The 16292-nt window shown below is 60.3% G+C and carries 13 protein-coding genes; 11 read left to right on the forward strand and 2 right to left on the reverse strand.

Annotated features, from left to right (window positions below):
- Positions 1 to 142: 142 nt before the first annotated feature.
- Positions 143 to 1951, reverse strand: coding sequence for a monovalent cation:proton antiporter-2 (CPA2) family protein (locus tag AC27VU_RS20595; protein WP_003223951.1), 1809 nt, complete (start codon positions 1949 to 1951; stop codon positions 143 to 145).
- Positions 1952 to 3215: 1264 nt separating this feature from the next.
- Between AC27VU_RS20595 and AC27VU_RS20600 the strand changes: the two genes are divergently transcribed.
- The 11 genes from AC27VU_RS20600 to AC27VU_RS20650 all read left to right on the forward strand — a co-directional run bounded on the left by AC27VU_RS20600 (position 3216) and on the right by AC27VU_RS20650 (position 15523).
- Entirely contained in the window at positions 3216 to 6863 is a 3648-nt protein-coding gene (locus tag AC27VU_RS20600) for an indolepyruvate ferredoxin oxidoreductase family protein (protein ID WP_488724805.1), read from the forward strand.
- Positions 6864 to 6923: 60 nt separating this feature from the next.
- On the forward strand, positions 6924 to 8000 hold the full coding sequence (locus tag AC27VU_RS20605) for an AfsA-related hotdog domain-containing protein (RefSeq protein ID WP_488724806.1): 1077 nt from the start codon (positions 6924 to 6926) through the stop codon (positions 7998 to 8000).
- Positions 7997 to 9178, forward strand: coding sequence for an oxidoreductase (locus tag AC27VU_RS20610; RefSeq protein ID WP_488724807.1), 1182 nt, complete (start codon positions 7997 to 7999; stop codon positions 9176 to 9178). Before AC27VU_RS20605 ends, AC27VU_RS20610 begins: the two co-directional genes overlap by 4 nt.
- A complete protein-coding gene (locus AC27VU_RS20615) occupies positions 9175 to 9948 on the forward strand; it encodes an SDR family NAD(P)-dependent oxidoreductase (RefSeq protein ID WP_003223958.1) in 774 nt (257 codons plus the stop codon). Before AC27VU_RS20610 ends, AC27VU_RS20615 begins: the two co-directional genes overlap by 4 nt.
- Positions 9948 to 10766 carry an SDR family oxidoreductase gene (locus tag AC27VU_RS20620; RefSeq protein WP_488724808.1) on the forward strand — a complete coding sequence of 273 codons (819 nt, stop codon included), beginning with the start codon at positions 9948 to 9950 and terminating at the stop codon, positions 10764 to 10766. Before AC27VU_RS20615 ends, AC27VU_RS20620 begins: the two co-directional genes overlap by 1 nt.
- A 41-nt stretch (positions 10767 to 10807) precedes the next feature.
- Positions 10808 to 11122: a hypothetical protein gene (locus tag AC27VU_RS20625; protein ID WP_473019353.1), complete on the forward strand. Its 315-nt coding sequence runs from the start codon at positions 10808 to 10810 to the stop codon at positions 11120 to 11122.
- A gap of 18 nt (positions 11123 to 11140) precedes the next feature.
- Complete coding sequence (locus AC27VU_RS20630; protein ID WP_488724809.1) at positions 11141 to 12496, forward strand: long-chain fatty acid--CoA ligase; 1356 nt, start codon at positions 11141 to 11143, stop codon at positions 12494 to 12496.
- 36 nt (positions 12497 to 12532) lie between these two features.
- Positions 12533 to 12775, forward strand: a complete 243-nt coding sequence (locus tag AC27VU_RS20635; RefSeq protein ID WP_488724810.1) for an acyl carrier protein — start codon at positions 12533 to 12535, stop codon at positions 12773 to 12775.
- Complete coding sequence (locus AC27VU_RS20640) at positions 12772 to 13827, forward strand: ketoacyl-ACP synthase III (RefSeq protein ID WP_488724811.1); 1056 nt, start codon at positions 12772 to 12774, stop codon at positions 13825 to 13827. Before AC27VU_RS20635 ends, AC27VU_RS20640 begins: the two co-directional genes overlap by 4 nt.
- A 97-nt stretch (positions 13828 to 13924) precedes the next feature.
- On the forward strand, positions 13925 to 14548 hold the full coding sequence (locus AC27VU_RS20645) for a hypothetical protein (protein WP_488724812.1): 624 nt from the start codon (positions 13925 to 13927) through the stop codon (positions 14546 to 14548).
- Between the two features lie 60 nt (positions 14549 to 14608).
- The gene (locus AC27VU_RS20650) at positions 14609 to 15523 is read left to right on the forward strand and encodes a LysR family transcriptional regulator (protein ID WP_045122393.1); all 915 of its coding nucleotides are present in this window, start codon (positions 14609 to 14611) and stop codon (positions 15521 to 15523) included.
- Here AC27VU_RS20650 and AC27VU_RS20655 read toward each other — a convergent pair.
- On the reverse strand, positions 15513 to 16280 hold the full coding sequence (locus AC27VU_RS20655) for a substrate-binding domain-containing protein (protein ID WP_003223971.1): 768 nt from the start codon (positions 16278 to 16280) through the stop codon (positions 15513 to 15515). The genes AC27VU_RS20650 and AC27VU_RS20655 overlap by 11 nt on opposite strands.
- Positions 16281 to 16292 lie beyond the last annotated feature (12 nt).

Raw genomic sequence — 16292 nt, forward strand, 5'->3', positions numbered from 1 at the left:
ACATTGATGTTGAATGTGCAGGCCTCTTCGCTGGCAAGCCAGCTCCCACAGGGTTTTCGGTCGTTCACAAAACCTGTGGGAGCGGGCTTGCCCGCGAAGGCGTCAGCGCTGTAGGCCTGAAGCTTGGATCTGTGCAAGGAGATCAGGCCTTGCGCGCTTCCTCTTCCAGTTGATCCGATTCGAACAACCGCGCCAGCTCCGCCCGGGCTTCCTGGGCGGTCTGCAGGACTTTGGCGGCATCGTCGTAGACCGCGTGCTGGGCTTCCAGCACCTGTTCGTCGTGGTGCTTGAATCGCTTGATCCGCGCATCGGCCTGGGCCTGGGTCAGACCGAGGCCGACCAGCGTGCGGCGGCTCATCTCCAGACTCGAATAGTAGGTTTCCCGAATCGGCTCGGCGCCGACATCGACCAAGCGGTGTACGTGCTGACGGTTACGTGCGCGGGCGATGATCTTCATGTGCGGATACAGTTTGCGCACGATCTCGGCCGTCTTGATGTTGGTCTCCGGATCGTCCGTGGCAATCACGAAATACTCCGCCTCGCCGACCTTCGCCGCATGGAGGATTTCCGGGCGCATCGGGTCGCCATAGAACACCGGCACACCGCCAAAACTGCGCGACAGCTCGATGGTTTCCACCGACGTGTCCAGCGCCACGAACTTGATGTTCTGCGCGCGCAGAATTCGCGCCACGATCTGGCCCATCCGACCCATGCCGGCGATCACCACGCGCGGAGCCTCGGTGTCGATCTCGCGGAATTTCTCCGGCACCTCCACCGGCTGCACCTTGGGGCTGACCAGTCGCGCACAGATCAACAGCAGCAAAGGCGTCAACGCCATCGACAGGGTGATGGTCAGCACCAGCAGGTCATACAGGCGCGGCTCGAACAGGCCCTGATCGCGCCCGATCTTGAACACCACAAAGGCAAATTCACCACCCGCCGCGAGCACGATACCGAGGCGAATCGCACTGACCTTGGTCAGCCCGCCGGCCAGACGCCCGACCACAAACAGCAGCGGCAACTTCAAACCGATCAGCAGCAGCGTCAGGCCCAACACGGTGATCGGTGCGCTGAGCAGCAGACTGAGGTTGGCGCCCATGCCGACGCTGATGAAAAACAGCCCGAGCAGCAGGCCCTTGAACGGCTCGATCTGCGCTTCCAGTTCATGCCGATATTCCGAATCCGCCAGCAGCAGGCCGGCGAGGAAAGCCCCGAGCGCCATCGACACGCCGACCAGATCCATCAGCCACGCCGTGCCGATCACCACCAGCAATGCGGTGGCGGTAGACACCTCCGGCAGACCGGTTTTTGCCACCACGCGAAACACCGGACGCAACAGATAACGTCCGCCGACCACCACCACGGCGATCCCGCCGAGCACCTGCAAACCATGATTGAGGCTTCCCGCACTGCTGGTTTCGTGGCCGCCGCCAGCGAGCATCGGCACCAGCGCGATCAACGGGATCGCGGCGATGTCCTGAAACAGCAGAATCGCAAACGCCAGCCGCCCATGCGGGCTGGTCAGTTCCTTGCGCTCGGCCAGGCTTTGCAGGCCGAAAGCCGTGGACGACAGCGCCAGGCCAAGACCCAACACAATCGCACTGTTCAGTGGCTGACCGAACACGTACAACGCCAGCACGCCGATCACCGCCGCCGTCAGTAGCACCTGCGCCAGGCCCACACCGAATACCGACTTGCGCATCACCCACAAGCGGCGTGGCGACAGTTCAAGGCCGATGATGAACAACAGCAACACCACGCCCAGTTCCGAGATATGCGCAACGCTCTGCGGATTGCCGATCAGGCCGAGCACCGACGGGCCAATGATTACCCCCGCCAACAGATAACCGAGCACCGCGCCCAGTTGCAGACGCTTGGCCAAAGGCACGGTGAGCACGGCTGCGAAGAGAAACACGACAGCGGCTTGTAACAGGTTGCCTTCATGGGGCATGGACTGACTCCTGACAGCGATACGGCGGGGGTGACAAGGATAAAGGCTGACTTCCTGCCACACCACAAGCACTGTCGGGCAGCGATTCTTTAATCAATGTCTTTTTTTGCGCTAGAACGGCTTGGCATCGATGAGCATCAGGCGCCTTGAAAGTTGTTGCACGGGAAAAGGCACTTTTCCTGTTATCCGCTTATGTAAAGTAATACTTTGGTCTTAGGGTGCCCGGGCGTGATATTGCCGAGCCATTGCGTGACTAACCGATAATTGCTGGCGATGGACGAAGTTTTGCATTGAGCAATCGATTGAAGAATGACCGTGTGTTAATCCAATAGTTGGACAGCTGATTCGATAATGTAAAACCTGGAGCGCCATGCCACGGACAATGCACTGTGATGATTGCGTGAACCAGATAGTTCACAGTTTGCGATTTACCATTAAATGTTTGTTACAACGATTGACAAGATGAGCGCTCCGAACCTACTATTTTTTGCCCGAGATGCTGGCCGTTTTATAACGGCTGTAATAAAGCGACCAGGACGGTCGTGTGAAGTTTTCATAAGGAATGAAACTTTGTATCTGGATTCCATTGGATCGGAACCGCTTCGATTTCGGCTCGATCAGCTCGTCCCCGGCATTTGCTCGGGAGCAGCTCAGGATCGTGCAGCGGCTGAAATCGCGACGTCATTGTCACGTCGCCAAAATCATGACAATCATTCGATAGAACCCCGGGAATTCGTGGGTTCAGCCGAGAACATCTCCTTTTCAAAAAGCCGAAAAGCCCCTGTGCACTCGCTTGTTTTCCAAGCCGCAGGTGACGCATTCGGCCGTGCGGGTCTGTGCGTTGAAAGTAAGGTTTTCACAAGGATTTGAGACTTTTTACTTGTATTTGATGGGGCAGTAACTCAAGTCAATCATTTTGTGGTGAACAACTGTTTGCGTGTTTTCCATAACTATCGCCTGTGCAAAATGGCGAGGCTGAGTTGTGCTCGCATTGGTGAAAATACAAGTATGTTTAAAGTAAAGTTTTCATAAGGAATTGAAGATTTGTACCGGGTTCTGCGCTGACTATTAAGAAAGATTGAATTAAGACGATGTGTTCCCGAGATGTCGCGGAACCGTGCGAGTGCGTCTTTCTGCGCGTCTGATCAGGTATTCATATCGCCCGAATCACCGTCGTGTTGCGGTCGAAAGTTTTGATGCAACCCTCTGCTGTAGTGCGCAAATAAGCACATTCAATGTGAAGTTTTCATAAGGATTTGAAACTGTGTACTTGGATTCCATTGATTCAGAACGTCAACGCCTGCAACCCGACAAACTCGCCGCTGATGAGGCGCAAACCACCTTATCGCGGATCGAAAACTATGACAGCCGATCGATGTACTGCCGGGAACACGCGCAGCCCAACGAGCGCATCTTTCTCAGCGGCCAGCAGGCCCTGGTGAGATTGCTGCTGTCCCAGGCTGCCCTTGATCGATCCAACGGCATTCGCACCGCGGGATTCGTCAGTGGTTATCGCGGCTCGCCGCTGGGGGGCGTGGACCGCGAGCTGGTCAAGGCCAAGAGTGTTCTGGAAAACGCGAACATCCGCTTTCTGCCGGCGATCAACGAGGATCTGGCGGCAACGGCCCTGATCGGCACCCAGCGCGTCGAAACCGATCCGCAGCGTCTGTATGACGGCGTGTTTGGCATGTGGTACGGCAAGGGCCCGGGCGTCGATCGATCCGGCGACGCGATTAAACACGGCAGTTCCTATGGCTCGTCGCCCAACGGCGGGGTACTGGTGGTTACCGGCGACGATCACGGTTGCGTGTCGTCGTCGATGTCCCACCAATCCGATCGCACGCTGATGGCCTGGGGCTTGCCGGTGATTCACCCGGCGGGACTGGCTGACTACGAACGCTGCGGCCTGTGGGGCTGGGCGCTGTCGCGTGTCTCCGGTTTGTGGGTGGGTTTCAAGGCAATCACCGAGACGGTCGAGGCAACGACTTCGGTTGAGTCCTCGCCGCTGCCCGAATTCGTCACCCCCGAGATCAATCCGGGACCGGACGGTCTGCACTGGCGCTGGCCGGATCTGCCGGGCATGCAGATCGAACGCCGCACCGCCTTCAAGTTCGATGCCGCCCGGGCCTTTGCCCTGGCCAACCCGATCGACACGGCGGTCACCGCGCCGGCACAACCGACACTGGTCATCGCTGCGGTCGGCAAGGCCTATGGCGATGTACGTCAGGCCTTGCAGCAATGCGGCATTTCCCTCGAACAGCTGGAAAATGCTGGCGTCGCATTGCTCAAGATCAACCTGGTTTATCCGCTGTCGCCGGTGCTGGACGCCTGGACCCAGCGGGCCGGCAAGGTGCTGATCATCGAAGAGAAGCAGGCAATCGTCGAAGAGCAGCTCAAGCAGAAGTATTACAACGCTGCCCACGACCAGCGTGCGGTGATCATCGGCAAGACCGATGAAAACGGCGCAGCGCTGATCTCCGATCACGAAGAGCTGCGCCCGTCGCGCATCGCCGCGCTGCTGCAGCAGCGCCTGCCAGCTCTGGGTATCGAGCCGAGCCTTCCGGATTTCTGGCTTACGCCCTGCGTTTCGCGGGTCGAAGACTGGATCCGCCGCACGCCTTATCTGTGTTCGGGTTGCCCGCACAACACCTCGACCCAGGTGCCCAAGGGCAGTGAAGCGCGGCTCGGTATCGGCTGCCATGCCATGGCCGCACGCATGCCCGAACGCTCGACCACCGGCAGCGTGCAGATGGGCGGGGAAGGGGTCGACTGGCTGGGGCAGGCGCCGTTTGTGCAGACCCCGCACATCTTTCAGAACATTGGCGACGGCACCTTTTTCCACTCCGGATTCCTCGCGGTACGGCAGGCTATCGCGGCCGGCGCGACCATCACCTACAAACTGCTCTACAACGACGCGGTGGCCATGACCGGCGGCCAGCCTATCGACGGCAAGCTGACGGTGAAAAAAGCCGTCGAGCTGCTCAAGGCCGAAGGCGCCCAGCGAATCGTGGTGGTGGCGGACGACCTGCAACGCTATCAGGCGCATGACAGCCTGCCTCAGGGCATCGAAGTGTTTCACCGGGAAAAGCTCGAGCAAGTGCAGCAGCAGTTGCGCGACACCCGTGGCGTCAGCGTGCTGATTTTCGATCAGGTCTGCGCGGTCGAAGGGCGTCGACGCAAGAAGCAATTGCCGGCGCCGTTGGTGAAGACCGAAGTGGTGATCAACGAAGCGGTCTGTGAAGGCTGTGGCGATTGCCAGGTCAAATCCAACTGCCTGTCGGTGATCCCGGTGCAAACACCGTTCGGCGCCAAACGCCGCATCGATCCGCACTTGTGCAATACCGATCTGTCGTGCATCAAGGGGTTCTGCCCAAGCTTCGTGACGGTGACCGGCAAGCCACGGCAACGTCCGCGCAAACTGGCCGACAGCGCCGAAGTGCTGGCGCGGGCCGAAGCGCTGGCGCTGCCGCAGGCACCACGGTCGCTCGATAGGCCGTATGAAATGCTTCTGGCCGGTGTCGGCGGTACCGGCGTCGTGACCGTGGCGCGGGCCATTGCCATGGCGGCCCACCTCGACGGCCGCGCCGTCAGCGTGCTCGATTTCACCGGGTTCGCGCAGAAGGGCGGTGCGGTGTTGAGCCATGTGCGTCTGGCCGGTCATGCCGATGCGCTGCACCAGCACCGCATCGATATCGGCGGCGCCGACCTGCTGCTCGCGGCCGATCTGGTGGTGGCCAGCGAAGACGATGCACTGGCAACGCTGCGGCGGAAAAAAACCGTGGTCATCGCCAACAGTGCGCTGACCCAGACCGGCGCGATGCTGCGTAACACGCAACTGAATATTGAAACCGACGCGATACAAGCGTTTTTGAAAGAGAAGGTCGGCGCCGAGCAGTTCCACAGTCTGGACGCCGGACAGTTGGCGAACGCACTGGTCAGCCCGCTGCAGGCCAACATGTTGTTGCTCGGTTACGCCTGGCAGAAGGGCACGGTGCCGGTGTCGCTGCCGGCACTGCAGAAGGCCATCGATCTGGCCGGCAGCGCCGCTACCAACCATCTGGCTTTCGCCTGGGGACGGTTGTGGGCGCAGGACCCGGCGTATGCCGCGCCTTATCTCGATCAGCCAGTGGATGCCGTGTCGACGATTGCGATCCGCGACATCAGCGACATGCGCGGCCGCCGCGAAAGCCTTGAGCAACTGATCGACAACCGCAGCGAGTTCCTGACGGGCTATCAGAACGCAGCGTATGCGGCGCGTTATCGCAACGTCATCGAGCAGCTGCGGGCGCTGCCGGCGGCCGGTGATGAGAGTGCCCTGACCGAAGCGGTGGCACGCAACCTGTTCAAGTTGATGGCCTACAAGGACGAGTACGAAGTTGCGCGGCTGCTCACCACCCGCAGTTTCACCGACTCGCTCAAAGCCCGGTTCGACGGTGGCATTCGCCTGAAATTCCACTTTGCCTTGCCGCTGCTGCGCAAGAAGCAGGAAAGCACCGGCGAGCCGAAAAAGGTCGCTTTCTCCGGCTGGATTCTGCCGCTGCTGAAGGTGCTGGCCAAGGGCCGAGTGTTGCGTCACACCCGGTTCGATCCGCTGGGCTTTTCCGCCGAGCGCCGCGAAGAACGCCGCTTGCTGAGTGACTACGAGCAAACCCTGCAACGCCTGTTGCCGAAACTGAACTCGGACAACCTGTCGGCGTTCGTCGCATGGGCGAACCTGCCGGATTCGATTCGCGGTTACGGCCACGTCAAGGAGCGTTCGATCGCGGCAGCACGTCTGCGCGAGCAACAACTCATTGAACAGATTCTGGCGGACAAACCGGTCATTCACGGTGTCGAGTCGTGGCAGCCATCCACCGTCATCGCCAGGCAACTGAGCGCAGAAGAGGAACGCGACGTGATGGAAGCCTCCTGACGGAGGCTGGCGCCAGCCCCGCACAAGAAAAAATACAACAACTACCGAGATGAGCTGACCATGATGAATAACGACAGCATTTCCCCCGACCTTCTGCACAAGGGTTCGGCTGACGACGTTTTGATTTGTGCACCGAGAGACGCTTTGCCGCTGTATGTGAACGAAGCACTGATCGAGGCCAATGGGCATAACCCGTTGGTGCGCAATTACGTCGCGGGCGCCAACCAGCAGCGGCGCTTCGAGATTGCGCCCGTGTTGCAGAAGAAGAGCCGGATGGACGGCGTCGGTGCCGATGATGAATGGAACCAGGTGCGAGCACTGCCTTACCAGATCGTCGCCGCGCAACTGGAATCGGCTGAAGCAAGGATCGACAACCTGGAGTTTGCCGTCGCTGCCCTGTGCGAATCGATCGCGCCGATCCGCCGCGCCAGTTCGTTTCGCTTGATCAATAACGCCGACAACTACTTCTTCTATCGCAAGGCGCACGAACATGTGCCGGGGACGATGTTCATCGAAGCGGCGCGTCAGGCGGTCTATCACCATTTGTACCATCACACCGATCATGCACGCGGCGCCGTCACCATCAGCGTCAATGAGCTGAACGCGAGCTTTTTCGCCTACGCCGAGCTGATGTACCCGATCGAACTGGTGGTCGACAACATGACCCCGAGCGATGCCACGTCGCCAAAGAAAATCCATCTGCGGGTTGCGTTCTATCAGCGCCAGACGCTGTTCGCCACGGTCGATACCAAGGCCACGGTGATCGATATGCCGCTGTTCGAAAAGACCCGCAATATCTTCATCTACTCCAATGACTGGTTTGCACCGCTGCAGGCGTCGAAGCTGGCCTGCACGGTCAGCGACCAGCAGGGGCGCAAGGCCCAGGTGCAACTGTTGGGTCTGGGCAAGACCGGTTGCGTAACCACCACGGCGGATCTGCCCGACCCGGTCACTCTGCACATCGTCTACGAAGGCAAGCTGAGTTTCACCGCCAGCATCCGTGGTGCCGGACAGGGCGAGCATGCGTCGTGGGAGTTTGCCGAGGTGGATTTCAGCGGTTTGCAGGTGATCAGCGACATGATCAAGCGCGGCTTTGTTCACCTCGATGAGCCGGCGCTGGCGGCGCTGAAGCAATGAGCAAAGAACACCCAAGCGTGCAGGCGGCCACCCAGGCGCTGCATTTCGGCGCGCATGCAGTGGCGAAAAACCGACTGTATTTTTCTTCGCTCGGCATGGATCTGTGTGACGAACACGGCTTTCCGCTGCCAGCGTTTTTTTCGGTTTATCAAGCCTTGATGGACGGCGGCGCCGGCTTCGGTTTTCTCGGCAATGCCAGCGTGGACGCCGATGCGCGGTACAACAGCCGCGGTCTGCGCCTGACTTCGGCAGCCCACGCGCAGGCCCTGCGGCCGCTGTTTGAAGCGGCACGGGAGCGTGGTTTTCCGCTGGGGGTGCAACTGCAGCATTACGGGCCGCAGTCTTTGCCGTCGAAGCAAGGGATCATTCTGACGCCCAGCGGTATCGCCTCACCGACGGTGCTCAGTGCCCATCCCCAGGCACGGGCAGTGGCGATGTCAGAGGCGCAGATTCAGCGCTGCATCGAGCAGTTCTGCGCTGCCGCCCGTTACGCGCAACAGGCCGGCGCCACGCTGATTCAGTTGCAGGCGTCCAACGGCTATTTGATCAGCAGCTTTCTCTCGCCAAAGACCAATCAACGCGAGGACGACTGGGGCGGTACGCCGCTCAAGCGCGCCAAGTTGCTGCTGGCGATTGTCGAAGGCATTCGCCAGGCCACCGACCACAAAGTGGCCGTCACCGTGCGCCTGGGCATGGACGACGGCCTCGGTGAAGAAGGCCAGCACGCGGCGCTGTTGGGTGACGTCGTCGCGGCGCTGGAAGCCAGCGGGGTCGCAGCGATTACCTGCTCGCTGGGTATCAGCGAGACCTTCCGCTTCTTTTTCAAGAACACCGAACAAGCCTTGGCCATGTCGCGGGAGGGCTGCCGCTATCTGAAACGCTTCGTGCGCATTCCGCTGGGGTTTACCGGCTCGGTGGCAGACGTGGCGCAAGCCAACGAAATCATCGCCAGCGGCGATGCCGATTTTGTCGGCTTCGGCCGCGCCATGCTCGCCGACAACCACTTTGTCGCCAAGCAACTGGCGGGGCGAGCGGATCAGGTCAACCGCTGTCGAGGCGATGCCTTTTGTTTTCGCGACAAAAAAGAACCGATGGCCGAGCGCGTCTACTGCTGCGTCAATCCTGACTATCGACGGCCAGAACAACTACAACAGCACTACGAGGAAAACCTGAAATGAACTTCACCGCCAAGATCGCCCTTGTTGTCGGGGGCACACGCGGGATCGGTTTCGATGTCAGCCAGAAACTCATTGAAGCCGGCTGCATCTGCTACATCACCGGCCGCAACGAAGACGACGGCCTGACGGCGCAAAGTCGCCTCGGCGACAACTGCACGTTCATCAAAAGTGACGTCACCGACGAAGCCTCGGTCATCGAGCTGTTCCGCATCATCAATGACAAACACGGCCGACTCGATCTGGCCGTGAACAATGCCGGCGTCACCTCCAGACATGCACCGATCCGCGACATGGATTTCCCTGACTGGAAACGCGTGCTGGAGATCAACCTGCTGGGCCCGCTGCTGTTGCTCAAGCACGAGACCAATCTGATCTCGAAGCATGCGGGTGGCTCGATCGTGAACGTCTCCTCCTGCGCCGGTCTGCTGGGAGTTGCCAGGCAAAGCGCCTATTCCACCAGCAAGGCTGCGCTGAACATGTTGACTCAGGTTTGCGCGATTGAATGCGCTGAAGAGGCTTTGCCTGAGCGGCATTCGATTCGCGTCAACGCCGTGTGCCCGGGCCCGACGTTGGGCGGCATGAACTCCGAGGAACGCCTGAAAGCCAATCCGGAATCCACCAGGCACAAGTTGCAGGTCACGGCGATGAAGCGCTTCGCCAATCCCGGTGAAATCTCTGCCGCGATCCTGTGGCTGCTCAGTGATGCCTCTTCGTTTGTCACTGGCACCGTAATGCCGGTAGATGGCGGCTTCTCCGCCGGTAAATTCTGATGCACACGGTCAAACGCAATCCCGGCGCTGGCTCGCGCGAGAAGGGCAAACACCGGGTGTTCATCACCGGTGTGAGCAGCGGTATCGGTGAGGCGCTGGCGCAGCTGCATTTGCAAAACGGCCATACGGTTTTTGGCACCGCACGGCGTCAGCCCTATGCACTGATGGACCATCCGAATTTCCGTTTTCGGCCGTTCGATCTCTCGCGGCCAAGTGAGATGGGCGAGCTGTTCAAGGACAACTTTGCCGAGGTTCTGGAGCAAGGCGTCGACCGGTTTTTCCTCAATGCCGGGGTCAGCGGCAACGTGCCGGGACATGGCGGTGACTTCACCCTGGACGAATTGCAGCATGTGCTCAACGTCAATGTGCTGGCCAACAAGGCCATTCTCGATCTGATGTTGTCTTCGGCCCAGCGGCCGGCGACCTGCGTGCTGTCGGCCTCGATGGCTGGCGTGCGCTTTCGCGCGGGTACGCTGCCGTACAGCCTGTCGAAAGCCGCGCTGGCGGCATTGGCCGGCGTCTACGCCGAAGAAAACCCGGAGATCTTTTTTGCCGTACTCGGCCTGTGCAACGTCGACACCGGTTTGTCGCGGCAGGTGAGTTTCAGCCAGCGCACCGCTGACTTCGCCGACCTCAAGTCGCTGCAACAACGAGCCCTGGCGCCCGGCTACATGGTGTCGCCGGCGCAACGTGCGAAAGACATCCTGGCGGTGATTGACGCGCCCGAGGCTTACGGGATCAAGAGCGGAATCTTCGTCGACATGCGCACGGCGCTGGCCGATCACCAGAAAGCGCACCCGCCATTGTCCCAAGCGTAGTGAACGCAGGGACCTGCATCAGCCAATAAAGGAATGTTGGAATGTTCAATCAAGTCAAAGCGCTGACCGAGTCAGCCGTTCGGCAACAGGATCTGTTGTTGAGCACCCCGATCGATTTGTCCCGTGGGGAAGACAGCCGTCTCTATGGAGTGGACGGCAGCATCGACTCCCTGACCCTGGTTTCGATCATCGTCGATGTCGAGGAAAAACTGCGCAGCCAGCTGGGCGTTGACGTGCGTCTGGCCGATACCACCGACCTGCCCGACACCGCCACACCGTTTGCCACGCTGGGCACGCTGATCGCCTACATCATGGATCGGCTGTCGGCGGCGCAAGCACAAACTCAAGCGGTTTGATCGAACGACGGGGTGTGTATGCAAGTTGAAGAATTTTTGGCTCATCTGCAAAGCGCCGGCAACCAAACGGCGATTGTCAGCGATGAGGGCCGCTTTACCTATGATCAGTTGCATCAGCAGATAACCGCCTACGGCGAAGAGCTGGCGGAAAAATCCGTGCGCGATTCGAGTGTGTTGCTGGTCGACAACTACAGCTTCAACAGCGTGTGCATGCTGTTCGCGCTGTGGCTGCACAACAACGTGGTCGCGCTTTCCGTACCCAAGGACGAGGAGCAACTGGCGAATCTGGCGGGCGCTGCGGGGGCACGGTTTTCCGTGATCGGCGGGGCGCCGGAGTTTGCGGTTATCTCTCACGACAACAGTCGGGTGCCGCCGACCGTCGACGGCCTGCTGTCGCGCCGTCAGGCCGGTTTCATCGTGTTTTCCTCTGGTTCGACAGGTCCGGCCAAAGGCGTGGTGCATGCCATTTCGCCGTTCTTCGAGCGCTACCGGAGTGCCGAGCGTTGCGGCGCGATTCTGGCGTTTTTACTGTTCGATCACATCGGCGGTCTGGTCACGGTTCTGCAGGCGCTGGCTACCCACGGCACGTTGATCCTGCCCAAGGAGCGCTCGCCGCAAGAGGTCGGTCGCTGCATCGAATCGTTCAATGTGCAGACCCTGCATGTATCGCCAACGCTGCTCAATCTGGCGACGGTCACCGGCGTCTTCCAGAAGTGGGACACCCGTAGCCTGAAGCGCATCTATTTCGGCTCGGAGCCGAGTTCACCGCAAGCGATTCAGCGCATTGCCAGCCTGCTGCCACAAGTGCAGTTGCAGCAGTTGTACGGGATGTCGGAAATCGGCGTGCTGCCATGTCGCAGCAAGGACGGTGACAGCGCGTGGATGAAGATCGACGACCCGAACTACAGCCTGCGGGTGGTCGACGGCATTTTGCAGGTGCGCGGGGCGACCAACATGCTCGGCTACCTGGCCAGTGCCGGTGACCTGTCGAGCGATGGCTACCTGATCACCCACGATCTGGCCGAGGAACATGAAGGCTACTTTCGGGTGACCGGGCGGGCGGTCGATCTGATCAATGTCGGCGGCAAGAAGGTGTTTCCGTCGCACGTGGAAAGCGTGCTGATGGGCCTGGAAAACGTCTCCGACGTGGTCGTCTACGCGCAGCCGAATCCGCTGCTCGGGCAGATCGTTGCCGCGCGGTTCACGCTGATCGAGCCGGAGGCAGTGGAGGCGTTCAAGGTTCGCTTGTATCAACACGTTCGCGGTGTCCTGGCGCAGGAGCAACTGCCCAGGGTGGTGTCCATTGCCGAGACCCCGCTGTACACCAGCCGTTTCAAGAAAATGCGTCACCCCGGCGTTCTCGCCCAGTCGTGAGACCGGTTTACTCATCACGTTATAAGGAAATGACAAATGGTTGATCTGGTAAAAATGCGCGAAAGCATCGCTGAAATCCTGTCCATCCCGGTGGACAAACTGCACGGTGAGACTCGGCTGGAAAACAGCGAGAACTGGGACTCGATGGCGCGAATCGGGATTATCGCGCTGGTGTTCGAACAAGTCGGTGTGAGCGTGTCGGGCGAGGAGATCGAGCGCGTGATCATGCTGCAGGATCTGTTCGATCTGATCGACGGGAAAATCAAGGACGCCGCATGAGCCTGCTGACCATTGAGGGCGTCGCCATCCGTGCGGTCTCGGCGGCACTGCCTGAGCGACGGTTGACCGAGGCGGACTTCGCCGAACTGTTCGGCGCCAAGGAAGTCGAGCGCATCGCGAAAAGCACCGGCATCCATTCGATCCGCGAAACCAAAACCCTGTACACCTCCGATCTGATCATCGCCGCGTGCCGCAACCTGCTCGATCAAGGGCATGCTGCGGCAGAGGAGATCGATGGTTTGATCGTGGTGACCCAAACCCCGGATTCCTGGGTGCCGGGTGTCGGTTTCGTGGTGCAGCAGGCGCTCGGCCTGCCACAGCATTGTCTGGTGCTGAACGTGGCCGCTGGCTGCTCCGGCTACATCAGTGCGCTGGTCCAGGCGGGTGCGCTGATCTCCTCCGGCGCCTGCAAGAAGATCCTGCTGTGCACCGGTGACGTCACCACGCGGATCCTCGACGAGCGCGACCGTCACGTGAAAATGCTCTTTGGTGACGCCGCTTCGGCGACCTTGCTGGAAGCGGGTGAAGGCAAATTCGAATTCATCTGCGGCGCCGACGGCAGCGGCGGTACTGCGCTGCAGTCCGACATTGCCTACGCCAGAGAGGAGGGCAATCCGGTCTGCGCGACTATCCAGCGCTTGCAGATGGACGGCACGGCGGTGATGAACTTTGCCCTGAACCGGGTACCGCAGACCGTCAAGGCCTTGCTCGATGCCACGGGGTTGAGTCCGGCTACGCTGGACTTGCTGGTGCTGCATCAGGCGAACGAGTTCATGCTCAACTACCTGCGGCGGATGATTGGGGTGGCGCCGGAGAAAATGCCGGTCGACATCGATGGCGTCGGCAACACTAGCTCTACCTCGATTCCGATCGTGTTGTCGCGCCACGCCGCGATGGGTACGCCGCAGGCTGAACACGTTGTGCTGTGCGGTTTCGGTGCCGGGTTGTCGTGGGGCGCGTTGAAGGCGGACCTGCGCCAGACCGTCGCCGTGGCGCCTTGCGATGTGCCGGAAAAAATCGCTCAGGCAGTCAGTGAGCGTTTGCAAGCCTGAATAAGGCAATACACGGCAGCTTCGCGGCGATGCCCGCATCCACCCGCAAAGCTGCCGTGCCCGGGTTCAAATCGACTGATCGAACGAGACAGCTGTCATGAGCCGCACCTTTTTCAACGCACTGGGCATCATCGGGCGCAAGGACAATCTGCTATGGGAATATCCTTCGCCGTTTCTTCCGCTGTTCCAGTTTCACGAGCGCCATGAGTCAGGCCCGATTCGTGCGCAACCCGAGGCCATCATCGCCGCAGTTTGCGCGCTGAACATGCGCGATGACCGCGTCGTCGATGCGCTGCTGTCTCTGCGCGAACTGCCGGGGAAAATACTGCGCACGTTTGGCGACCGAACAGTGCCGCAGGAACCTGCGCCGTTCGGCTTTGACGCTTTCACCTTGCTCGAACGCACTTCGACTGAAGTGTCTCTAGGCCTGGCCGGACGCTTCTGGCGCCCTGATCTGAAGACCGGCCACATCGCTGACGCTCATGCATTCAAAGTTCTGGATGACCCACACGTAGCCAAACTGCTGCTGCGTTTTCAGGTCGTCGAACATCCTCAAGGCATGCGTACGCTGCGCACCGAAACCTTCGTGTATTGCGCCACCACGCGCAGCAAAATGCTGTTTACCCTTTACTGGCTGTTGATTCGTCTGGCCAGCGGCTGGATTCGGCGGCGCAACCTTGCTGCCATCCAGCGGCAATTTTCGACGGAACGGGTTGTGTAAAAACCCGCATCAATTGGTTACATTGATAGCCTCTGCGAATCAGTCTCTCCGAGTCCCGCCATGGCCATCAACTTCGACCTCAACGACCTGCAAGCCTTTCGCGCTGTGGTCGAACAGGGCAGTTTCCGCAAGGCCGCCGACACTGTGCGCCTGTCTCAACCGGCCCTGAGCCGACGTATCGAAAAGCTCGAAGATGCCCTCGGTGTAAAACTGTTCGAACGCACCACGCGCAAGGTCAGCCTGACCCAGGCCGGGCGCGGCTTCATGCCCAGCGTCGAGCGTTTGCTCGATGACCTGGACGTGGCGTTGCTGGGCATCAGCGAAGTGGCTTCGACCCGGCTCGGTCATGTCACCGTGGCCTGCGTGCCTTCCGCGGCGTACTACTTCATGCCGCGAGTGGTCGCCCGCTATCACCAGCAATTCCCGCGTATCAAAGTCAAAGTCCTCGATTCCAGTGCCCACGACGTGCTCAGTGCAGTGGTCAACGGCGAGGCGGATTTCGGTTTGAGTTTCATGGGGACCCAGGAGGCCAAAGTCGAATTCGAACCGCTGGTGCAGGAAAGCTACGTAGTCGCGTGTCGTCGCGATCACCCGTTGGCCGGACGCAGCAGCGTGACCTGGGACGAGTTCTATCAGCAGGATTACATCTCGCTCGACAAGACTTCGGGCAACCGTTTTCTGCTCGATCAGGCCTTGAGCGGCGTCGTGCCGCAACGCCCGAGCATCTGCGAGACACGGCATGTGACCACGATGATTGGGCTGGTGGAGGCGGGGCTAGGGGTGGCGGCGGTGCCGCTGATGGCGATGCCCGGGCCGGATCATCCGATCCTGACCCGGGTGCCGCTGACCGATCCGCAGGTGATGCGCAGTGTCGGCATCATCAAGCGCCGGGATCGTACGTTGACCCCGGCAGCACTGGAGCTGGAACGGCTGGTGGTGGAAATGAAAGTCCAGCCGCCAACGATCACTGCTTGACCGAATCCAGTCCGGTGGCTTGCACGTCAGCCTGGGCGGCAGGTGCGGCGAGGTAGTCGAGCAAGGCCTTGGCCTCTTTTGGATGCTGCGCGCCGACCGGGATGCCGGCGGCGAAGCGGGTCACCGACTGCACCGACTCTGGAATCTTGCCGACAAAACTCACCCCTGGCACCGGCAGCAATTCGCTGACCTGCTGGAAGCCCAGTTGATAATCGCCCGTGGCGACCACCGAACCCACCGGGATTTTCGGGATCATCTTCGCTTTCGGTTTCAGTTGATCCTCGACGCCGAGTTTCTTGAACAACTCCTTCTCGATGTACACGCCGCTGGCGCTGTCGGAGTAGGCCACCGATTTTGCGTCGAGCAGGGTTTTCTTCAGGCTTTCGACGTTGCTGATGTCCGGCTTCGGCGCGCCTTCACGCACCACCAGACCGATCCGCGAATCCGCCAGTTCGACCCGCGAGGCCGGGTCGACCTTGCCTTGCTTGATCAGGTCATCGAGGGCGTAGCCGACCATGATCACCACGTCGGCGTGCTCACCCCGGGCGAGGCGATTAGGAATGGCTTCCGGGGCTTTGCCCATCGACGGCCCGAGCTGGGTATCGAGGGTATTGCCGGTGGCGGCCGCGAATTTCGGGCCGAGGATTTTGTAGGCGGCGGTGAAGCCGCCCGATGTCATCACGCTCAGCTGTTCAGCATGGGCCAGGGCGCTGAAAGCGAAGAGGGCGATGGCGCTGAAATTGATCAGTTTTTTCAAGGTGATTGCTCC

The sequence above is a fragment of the Pseudomonas sp. 14P5.3.2 genome, from assembly GCF_057799175.1.

Excerpts from the sequence above, each read along its gene's own strand:
- AC27VU_RS20630 (WP_488724809.1), top strand. The coding sequence starts at position 11,141 with ATGCAAGTTGAAGAATTTTTGGCTCATCTGCAAAGCGCCGGCAACCAA.
- AC27VU_RS20610 (WP_488724807.1), top strand. The coding sequence starts at position 7,997 with ATGAGCAAAGAACACCCAAGCGTGCAGGCGGCCACCCAGGCGCTGCAT.
- AC27VU_RS20635 (WP_488724810.1), top strand. The coding sequence starts at position 12,533 with ATGGTTGATCTGGTAAAAATGCGCGAAAGCATCGCTGAAATCCTGTCC.
- AC27VU_RS20615 (WP_003223958.1), top strand. The coding sequence starts at position 9,175 with ATGAACTTCACCGCCAAGATCGCCCTTGTTGTCGGGGGCACACGCGGG.
- AC27VU_RS20625 (WP_473019353.1), top strand. The coding sequence starts at position 10,808 with ATGTTCAATCAAGTCAAAGCGCTGACCGAGTCAGCCGTTCGGCAACAG.
- AC27VU_RS20595 (WP_003223951.1), bottom strand. The coding sequence starts at position 1,951 with ATGCCCCATGAAGGCAACCTGTTACAAGCCGCTGTCGTGTTTCTCTTC.
- AC27VU_RS20620 (WP_488724808.1), top strand. The coding sequence starts at position 9,948 with ATGCACACGGTCAAACGCAATCCCGGCGCTGGCTCGCGCGAGAAGGGC.
- AC27VU_RS20605 (WP_488724806.1), top strand. The coding sequence starts at position 6,924 with ATGATGAATAACGACAGCATTTCCCCCGACCTTCTGCACAAGGGTTCG.
- AC27VU_RS20650 (WP_045122393.1), top strand. The coding sequence starts at position 14,609 with ATGGCCATCAACTTCGACCTCAACGACCTGCAAGCCTTTCGCGCTGTG.
- AC27VU_RS20640 (WP_488724811.1), top strand. The coding sequence starts at position 12,772 with ATGAGCCTGCTGACCATTGAGGGCGTCGCCATCCGTGCGGTCTCGGCG.
- AC27VU_RS20645 (WP_488724812.1), top strand. The coding sequence starts at position 13,925 with ATGAGCCGCACCTTTTTCAACGCACTGGGCATCATCGGGCGCAAGGAC.